5 protein-coding genes are annotated in these 7673 nt (G+C 57.7%); 4 read left to right on the top strand and 1 reads right to left on the bottom strand.

Annotated features, from left to right (window positions below; all coding sequences use genetic code 11):
* The first annotated feature begins 84 nt into the window (after positions 1-84).
* Complete coding sequence (locus Q0687_RS29685; protein ID WP_298884992.1) at positions 85-2793, top strand: hypothetical protein; 2709 nt, start codon at positions 85-87, stop codon at positions 2791-2793.
* A gap of 695 nt (positions 2794-3488) precedes the next feature.
* Here the strand turns inward: Q0687_RS29685 and Q0687_RS29680 are convergent.
* Entirely contained in the window at positions 3489-3947 is a 459-nt protein-coding gene (locus Q0687_RS29680) for a cupin domain-containing protein (protein WP_298884750.1), read from the bottom strand.
* 14 nt (positions 3948-3961) lie between these two features.
* On the opposite strand from Q0687_RS29680, the gene Q0687_RS29675 reads away from it, so the two are divergent.
* The 3 genes from Q0687_RS29675 to Q0687_RS29665 all read left to right on the top strand — a co-directional run bounded on the left by Q0687_RS29675 (position 3962) and on the right by Q0687_RS29665 (position 7657).
* Positions 3962-5590 (top strand): winged helix-turn-helix domain-containing protein, encoded by a 1629-nt coding sequence (locus Q0687_RS29675; RefSeq protein ID WP_363324014.1) that lies wholly within the window; start codon positions 3962-3964, stop codon positions 5588-5590.
* Positions 5591-6140: 550 nt separating this feature from the next.
* Positions 6141-6815 (top strand): ABC transporter substrate-binding protein, encoded by a 675-nt coding sequence (locus tag Q0687_RS29670; RefSeq protein ID WP_363324015.1) that lies wholly within the window; start codon positions 6141-6143, stop codon positions 6813-6815.
* 56 nt (positions 6816-6871) lie between these two features.
* Positions 6872-7657, top strand: coding sequence for an SAM-dependent methyltransferase (locus tag Q0687_RS29665; RefSeq protein ID WP_298884991.1), 786 nt, complete (start codon positions 6872-6874; stop codon positions 7655-7657).
* The last annotated feature ends 16 nt before the right edge of the window (positions 7658-7673 follow it).

The following is a 7673-nucleotide window of genomic DNA, read 5'->3' as shown; positions in this document are numbered from 1 at the left end:
CCGAATCAACTCCGTGCGACGGAATCAGAGATCGCTAATTAGGTACAGACCCTAAGTCAAGAGGTGCATAGAACTGACAGTCTCTTGAGTATGATCACACTCGACCTGGATTTCGATAAGCCGCCTCCCGAGGATCAGGAAATCGTCATCGACGCTGCTCCAAACGAGGGGATCAAAGAAATCCTGAAAAGTTCAGGTGCAGCGCTTCCTCCAGACGACTTAGAGAGAGCTACAGAATTCTGTTCGGGCTTCCCGCTAATTGCCGTGCTGGTTGCGGCCGGTTTGAAAAGTGGCGCGGAGCATTTCGCTGACTTCCAAGACCCGGAGAATTTAACGAGCAAGCTCGTGTGGGGTCGAGGAACAATTGATGCGGATCTTTTACGTTGTCTCCGCTGCATCTCGCTTTTCGAAGCGGTGGGCATAATCGAGCCAAAGAATGATCAGATTAAATGGATTGCCGAAAATTTGCTTGAAATGACCGCCGACCAGCTGGAGGCCCGGCTTGAACACTTCTTCACGCGTCGTATTCTTCAGCGTCGAGGTTATTCCATATTAGTCCGTCCCCGCCCGCTTGCGGCCCAGCTCGCGGCTGCGTTTTGGCGCTACGCAACAAATGGTCAACGAAGGTCCTTGTTGGAAGGATCAATGCCGGACGAGCTAAAAAAGGCTTTATGCGATCGACTTTCGGACTTGGACTACCTTACTGACGCCAGAGGGGTTGCAGCAAAGCTGTGCGGTCCTTCTGGCCCTTTCGGATCGGCGAAGGCGCTTAATACTGATGTCGGGGCGCGCTGTCTTCGCAGATTGGCAGAGGTGGCCCCGGAAGACGTGGTGAGCACGCTGGAGCGTGAGTTTGGCTCGTTTGATCTGACAACATTGAAGGAGACGGTCGGACCCGGACGGCGTTCGCTGGTCTGGACCCTCGATGCGCTGGCATGGGAGCCTTCGATTTTTCAGCGAACAATGCGACTTCTACTAAGGTTGGCAGCTGCAGAAAATGAGACGTGGTCCAATAATGCGACCGGCGAATTTGTTCAGCGCTTCCGCGTTCAGTTGCCAGGCACTAGCGCAAGCCTCGCGGAAAGATTGGACACGTTGGAGTTTCTCGTCCTAAATGCCGAGGAAGCTGAAGTGCCAATTTTAGTCCCCGCCTTGTGCAAGGCGATAGACGCTCACGCCGGAACTCGGACAATAGGTTCCGAAAATCACGGCACGCGAAAGACCTACGAGGACTATCGACCCAAGACTTGGCCTGAGGTTTTTGCGTATGCTCGGGGTGTGCTCGAATTGCTCAAGGTGATTTCAGGGCAGAGCAAGGATGCGTTCGCGCTGGCGCGTCGAGCGTTTGCGGCTATCGACGCCAGCATGCTGATCTCCGATCCAATGTTTGCTGATTACGAGGCACTCGTAGAGTTCTTCAAGCCGGAAGGCGAGACTTGGGGCCAGCTTTTGGAGCATCTCTCTTGGCAGTTGAATTATCGGCTGAAGGGTGACGAGAACTCCGAAGGACGTGAGAGACTGGCGCGGCTTTTCAGTCGCCTCCTCCCCACGTCTCTCGAAGATAGAATATTGTTCTACGTAAAGAATGTGCCCTACCACTTCAGAGAGCTCGACAGCCCTGATCGTGATTTTGATCAGAACAGCAAGCGTGCGGCAGAGTTAGGAAAGGAGTGTGCCCTCTACTGGGAAGCCTTCGAGAATGTGGTTGGCTCGTTGAGCGAGGGGGAAACCAGACAAAGCTTCGCTTTCGGTCGAGCATTCCTGCAGGCGACGGACAGACCGGGTGATGCGATCCAACTTGCCATGCAAAAGCTGGAACATGCCCAAGAGCCAAACCAATCCTTGCTCGGGGGGATGATCGACGCGCTCTTCACTCGGGAGCGGCAAGAAGTTGACCCAGTGCTCACCCGTGTTTCCGTCAGTCCGTCTCTTAGGAAATTTCTCCCATATTTTGCGGGTCTAAATCTCACTCCCAAAAGTCTTGATTTGGTCGTCGATCTAATTGACCGGGGTGACCTTGCGCCCAATGTCATAAGCATTTTCGGCATGGGTGGCGTTCTTCAGCCTATGCCCCCTGCAGGAGTGAAGCGCCTTATCAATAGTCTTATTGCGCGAGGCGAACAGGGAGCTTGGGTGGCAGTTGATCTGCTCTCGATGTACCTGCACGGAGATAAGACCAAGTTTGGTACAGTTCGCGAGGAAATTGACCGAGCCTTGCGCGCTGCGCCGTTTGCTTCCGAGAAAGCTCAGGGAGTTATGGATCACCACCACTACGAGACCTTAGTGAAGATGCTTCTGTCTGATAGTGAGTTCGGGCCTACGCTCGCAAGATTTCTGGCTGGTAAGTTGATCGAGGCCGCTCAGAACTATCAGACGTCTAGCAACCAGCTTCTTCAAAGGCTGACCGAGCTTGTCATAGTGAAGTACTCTTCAACCGTGCTTCCGATGTTCGCGTCTCACATCGAACGGGCAGACGTGGGGGATCGTTGGCATTTCGTCCACATTCTTGGCTCACCATTCAGCTTTAGCGGAAAAGTGGAAGGTCCATTATTCCAATTAAGCGCTACTGCAGTTGTTGCAGCGTGCAAGGCGTATCCAAAGAACTTCGCCCGGATGGTCGCCGAAATGGCACCGCTCTTTGTTACCCAGGACGGACGAAAACACTGGACCAAGCTTGGCGCCGCGTTGATCGATGAGTTCGGATCGAGGAAAGACATACAGAAGGCGCTTTCAATAAACATTGGCACGGGGGGTGGAGCGGCCCGACGTCCAGTCATCTGCGCTCCTTCGTAGCCCCTTTGGAGGAACTGGAGGACCACCCGTCCCGGCAGGTGCGTTCATGGGGACGTGAGAGGCTAAAGATTTTGAATGCGCAAATAGAGAGCGAACTCAGGGATGAAGAAGAGACAGCTGTGCGGCGCGGTTGACAATGACGGTCAACGAGCGCGCCGGACCGGAGTGATCGAGGGGCAGTCGGGCTCGGTCCTCTTGCTACTGGTACTTCGTGGTGGTATCACTGGGGCCGGCAGGAGAGCGTTTTTCTCCGCAAAAACAATGGCCTAGCCGGTTGCGCTTCGCCTCGTTCCGGGCGCGCCATCCGTTGAACACTCGGTTAGGCTGATATTCCTTAACGTTCGATGTGCGAAATCCATGCGGCCATCATCGAAGCGGCGCCACAGAAAGTGCTTCGGATCGGTGCTTTGGGGGAGGGAGCGAATCTAGAAAGAAAATTGCTCTATCGCTGCCTCTCAGAACCTCTCGGAGGGCGAGAGGACCCAAGCTAAACGCTTCTCTGCTAATGCACTTGGTCTTGCGATTCCAGCGTAACTTGTTGCGGGTGCGGACAAGGTCATTGAATAAGGCGGAAGACCACTTCTGGCCCGTGGCTGACGTCTGCCCTGAGCGCGGCGATATCCGCTTCTGAGAGGTGACCCGACCAAGGGTATGCTGGCTGCCGAGGGCAGCCTTTGACCCAAATGAGACTAAACTCACTTTCTGAGTGCCGATAGCTGATCGGTGTCATAGCGGGCTCGCAACTCAGAAATCGCCGCCGGATCTGCCGCGCCGCCACGGGCCACCGTTTCCGCGAGTTCTTCGAAATAGCGCTCGTGCCCTGGCGGCGACACCGTCATCAGTACGCGCGCGATCTTATCTGAGGCGTTACCAATGTTGTGCGGTACGCCGGGTGGCAGGAACAGGTAAGTGCCTGGCGTGGCGCGCACGCGTTCGTTGCCGACCTGCCAGTCGCAATCTCCCTCTAGTACGTAAAACGTCTCCTCCTGCACGCGATGGACATGCAGGCCGGTGGAAAAGCCCGGTGGAATGGACCATTCGAACATCGAGGTGTGCTTGGTGTCATTGCCGGTGACCAAAAAGGTCATTGGCTGGCCGGCAAGCTTCACGCCTTTGCCCTCGTTTGGTCGTCGGATGATCGGCTGTCGGCTCATCTTGGCTCTCCAGATTGCAATGGGAGCCCCAAAGTGCCTTTTTGTCGTCCAAAGGTCGTGAAACGCAGCCGAAATTGTTGCAAAATATCGCCGAAATGACCCAACCGCCCGCGACATACCGCTTCGGTTCCTTTGCACTCGACGCCGCCACCGGAGCGCTTCTTTACGACGGCGAGCCAAGTCTACTTGGCCAGCGGGGCGCCTCGTTGTTGCGTCTGTTACTTGAGCGCGCTGCGTCGCCGGTCAGCAAGGATGCCCTGATCGAGGCCGCATGGCCGGGAATTGCGGTCGAGGACAGTAATCTCACGGTGCAGATCGCGGCACTTCGCCGTGCGCTCGAGCAGGGTGGCGGCGGGCGCTGGATAGAGACGCTTCCGCGTCGCGGTTATCGCTATGCCGGCCCGCCGGTCACCCGTACGGCCACGCCCCCCTATGAGCCTCCGCACCCCGCCGCGCTCGCTGTGCCGGAAAAACCATCGATCGCCGTGCTGCCATTCGAGCAATCTGACGAGCCCCCCTGGCTCGCCGATGGCATGGTAGACGACATCATCACCGGCCTGTCGCGCATCCGGTGGCTCTTCGTGATTGCGCGCAATTCAAGCGCCGTGTGGCGTGATCGCATCGCCGACGTCAAGCAGATCGGCCGCGATCTCGGTGTGCGTTATGTTTTGCAGGGCAGCGTGAGGCGCGCCGAAGACCGTGTTCGCGTCAACGTGCAACTCGCCGATACTACAAGCGGCGCTCAGATCTGGGCCGAGCGTTATGACCGGACCGCTGGCGACCTGTTTGCCTTGCAGGACGAGATCGCGCTGGCTGTGACCGGCGCCATCGAGCCAAGCCTGCGCCGCGCGGAAGCCGAGCGCATTCGTCGCAAACGGCCTGAGAGTCTCGATGCGTACGAGTTGGTTCTGCGGGCCCAGGCTGACGTCGACTCCGGTATGCACGAACGCTCCGCGGCAGCGCTTACGCTGTTGAGGCGAGCGATCGAGCTTGAGCCGAGCTACGCACTCGCTCATGGTCTCGCGGCGATCGCACACCACAACCTATTTCTCCGTACTGGGCTAAAGGAAGAGAATCGCTCGGCGGCGGTGCGCCATGCACGCAAAGCGGTGGAGTACGGCCGAGACGATGCACGAGCGCTTACCTGCGCTGGTTTCTCGCTTGGGATGGATGCTCATGATCGGCAAGCAGCATTTGTCGCGTTCGAGGCTGCGCTGGCGCTGAGTCCTTCGACGGCGCTTGCGTGGATCCTTGGCAGCGTCGTGGCCGCCTGGGCCGGCGAAGCCGAGCAAGCAATTGATTGGAGTGAACGCGGCTTGCGCCTGAGCCCGTTCGATCCATGGGCTTTTGCTGCTTACGACGCTCAAGCACTAAGTCATTTCCATCGGAATCGCTTCTCGGAAGCCTCAGCCGCGGCCTATAGGTCGAACCTTGCCAATCCCGCTCACAGCATCACGTGGGTGCAACTCGCGGCGTCGCTCGCAGCGGTCGGTCGGATGGAGGAGGCGCGGGTGGCGGCCGCCCGTGTCCTTGCGCTACAACCCGCGTTCCGCATCTCGGGCCAACTCGCTGGCGTTGCATGCGCGCCCGAGCTTGCCCTAAAGTTCGGCAAAGCCTTGCGGATGGCCGGCATACCAGAATGATGCTTCTGCTATTGGCCCAGGCTGTGTGAAAAGGCTCTGCTTCCTGTGATTCGCGCGATAAGATTCCCGGCGACTTTGCGGGGCATCTGATGAAGCGCTTTGTTGAAGGGTTGGATCGCGGGCTAGAGATGACCCCGACCAGGGGAATACTGGCTGCCGAGGGCGTCTTTGACCCATCGCTATCCTTGCCAGCTTGGACCGCGAGCCAAAATTGAACTAAAATCACGGCCCTTGAGGCACCGCATGAAACGCCGCCGTTTCATAACGCTTGTGGGAGGAGCGGCATTGATTTGGCCGGCGCTGTCGCGTGGACAGCAATCTGCAAGGGTTTGGAAGATCGGGTACCTAGGATTTGGCGAAGCAGCAAGCTGGACCAGCGAAGTGGACGCTTTCCGGGCCGGTCTTCGCGACCTGGGATATGTCGAGGGCAGAAATCTCAGAATTGACTTTCAATGGGCCGAGCGAGCCGATCAAACGTTCGATCTCGCAACGCAGCTCGTCGCCAGGAAGGTTGACGTCATCTTTGCGCCTGCATCGACCCAGGTAGGGCCTGCCCGGGCGCGCGACTACCACTATTCCCATCGTTTTCGCTCAGCACGCCGACCCGGTGGGGCTTGGAGACGTGACGAGCCTCTCGCGGCCCGGTGGAAACATTACGGGCATGTCCATGCTTCTCACGGAAGTCTCCGTGAAGGAACTGGAGATCTTGAAGGAAATACTTCCCGGTGCCGTGCGCGTCGGCTTGCTCTCGAATCCCACCACGCCTTCGCATCCAACCGCTGTTAAGGCGGTCGATCGCGCAGCACAAACGCTCGGGGTTGAGCTGGTACCCGCGTCAGCCAGCACTGTCTCAGAGATTCAAGTCGGATTTCAGACCATGACGCGCAATCAATGCAACGGCGTTCTGGTCCTGTCATCGCCTCTATACACAGTGCAAGCCGAGCTGGTGGCCGAACTTCAAATGAAGCATCGGTTACCCGCCATATTCGCGAATAGGGCCAACGTGAAAGCGGGCGGGCTGGTCAGCTACGGGGCAGATCTAGACGATCTATATAGGCGTGCCGCCTTCTACATCGACAAAATCTTTAAGGGGGCCACGCCGGCTGAATTGCCAGTCGAGCAAGCTTCAAAATATTTCATGGTCCTCAACCTGAAGACAGCGAAGGCTCTGGGCGTCAATGTCTCCCCTACGCTGTTGGCGCTCGCCGATGAAGTCATCGAATGAATCCAAAGAGCATTGCAGTGAGTTGTTAAACTAAGCCGGGCAGAGGGATTATTGTCATGCGACAAGGGCAGCCTAGTCAGACCGCTCGGAGGGCGGCCGCCCATCGCGCCCTTCATCAGATATTGGAAGGCGGGGCTATCTTCAAAGACCCGTTCGCGTCGGTAATTTTGGACAAACGGACGGCCGTCTCATTGAATGAAATGGCGGAAGATGAATCGCTGAGGCCAATGCGCTTATTCATCGCGGCGCGTAGTCGATTTTCCGAGAATGTCCTTGCAGATTGCGTCGGGCGCGGCGTGCGGCAGATCGTCATACTCGGCGCGGGCCTCGATACATTTTCCCTGCGCAACCCGTTTGCGGACGCCGGCGTTCGTGTGTTCGAAGTCGATTGCCCCGCAACGCAGGAATGGAAGCGCGAGCGGTTGAGAGAGGCGGGACTACCGCAGCCTGGCTCGCTCACCTTTGTGCCCATCGACTTCGAACGGGAAGGCCTTGCCGCCGGATTGGCAGGTGCAGGTTTTCGCAGCGACTGCCCCGCTTTCTTTCAGTGGCTGGGCGTCGTTGTCTATCTTTCACTCGAAGCGATCTTGGCAACGCTGCGCGTCATCGCCAGCATTCCGGCGTCCGCAGTGGTGTTCGAGTACACTGAGCCGTTTGAAAACCATTCTCCGGAGGGCCGCGCCCGTCTGATGATAGCTGCCAAGCGAGCTGCGGAGCGCGGCGAGCCCTGGCTCTCTTTCTTCAATCCGGCCGAGCTTTCCGCCACTCTTCGCGCAAATGGGTTTGCTGATGTCGAAGATCTTCGTAAGCGCTTAGCCGCGACCCTATTGAAGCTGGCTTGACGTTTTGCGGAACCGC

Origin of the sequence: uncultured Bradyrhizobium sp. (assembly GCF_936928535.1) — a bacterium.
Classification (GTDB): domain Bacteria; phylum Pseudomonadota; class Alphaproteobacteria; order Rhizobiales; family Xanthobacteraceae; genus Bradyrhizobium.
This window is presented reverse-complemented; position numbering and strand designations above follow the sequence as displayed.

Bases quoted from the DNA above. Each gene is read 5' to 3' on its own strand.
- Q0687_RS29680 (WP_298884750.1), bottom strand. From the start codon at position 3,947: ATGAGCCGACAGCCGATCATCCGACGACCAAACGAGGGCAAAGGCGTG.
- Q0687_RS29665 (WP_298884991.1), top strand. From the start codon at position 6,872: ATGCGACAAGGGCAGCCTAGTCAGACCGCTCGGAGGGCGGCCGCCCAT.